This is a genomic window from Flavicella sediminum (genome assembly GCF_006381105.1).
In the GTDB taxonomy this organism is placed as follows: Bacteria; Bacteroidota; Bacteroidia; order Flavobacteriales; family Flavobacteriaceae; genus Flavicella; species Flavicella sediminum.
Window position 1 is genome coordinate 1 of record NZ_VDET01000060.1, and the last position, 825, is coordinate 825.

An 825-nucleotide genomic window follows, 5' to 3' on the forward strand; every position below is an offset into this window, starting at 1 on the left:
TTGTGTTTTTTTATTATGTCACTTCTACTTATTTATCTATTTTTAGGTCGACTAAGATAAAAACACAAAATAAGTATAAGCTTAGTGCTAGGCTGTGAATCTTGCGATTATCAACTCCCACACTAACCTTATACAAAACCGTTGGGGGCAATGCTAAAAATATCGAAATGGGAGTGACATTACATTTAGGAATTGCTGACGAATTTCCAAGTGACACAAAACACGGTGGAAAAAGTTTTTTTAACGAGATTATAACAGCGACTTATCCTGACTATTTCAAACATGATAGATTTTTAAACAAAGAAGAGCAAAGATTATTATATCCAGACTATGACCAATTTGACAATTCGCTTGACAATTTCCGACATATAAATCCCATGAAATTGAAAGACATTTTTGTTAAAGTGCTGAAACATTTAAAATCTCATTATGACCAGTATCCACTTGTACATTGGATTTTTGAGAATGAACAGAAGCGTATAGGTAAGGGTACCAGTGACGATTTTCAATATAAAGGATACAAATGTCATCTTGACGGCTTTCACAATGACAACAATCATAGACAAGAGATTCAAGTACGTAGACTAAAGAATGGCTGGGAGACATTTGAGTGGATAAAAGCCGACCCAATAATAAATCTAAACGGAAGAACCTTTTACATTAAGACAGAAAACAAATTCGAGCAAAACAGAGACATTCTGGAAGAGCTAATAGTTATTTGTGATGAAGCTATTAAGGCTGATAAGAACTTATTATGGATTTTCTCGAACTGAAAAATAAAAAGCACATGCCCCCAACAACGGCTATACACAATGCGGGTTTATG

The 825-nt window shown here is 34.1% G+C and carries 1 protein-coding gene; it reads left to right on the forward strand.

Features of this window, described 5'->3' with window-relative positions:
- Window positions 1–167: 167 nt before the first annotated feature.
- Window positions 168–773, forward strand: a complete 606-nt coding sequence (locus FGM02_RS17875) for a hypothetical protein (protein WP_139959996.1) — start codon at window positions 168–170, stop codon at window positions 771–773.
- Window positions 774–825 lie beyond the last annotated feature (52 nt).

Excerpts from the sequence above, each read along its gene's own strand:
- FGM02_RS17875 (WP_139959996.1), top strand. The coding sequence starts at position 168 with ATGGGAGTGACATTACATTTAGGAATTGCTGACGAATTTCCAAGTGAC.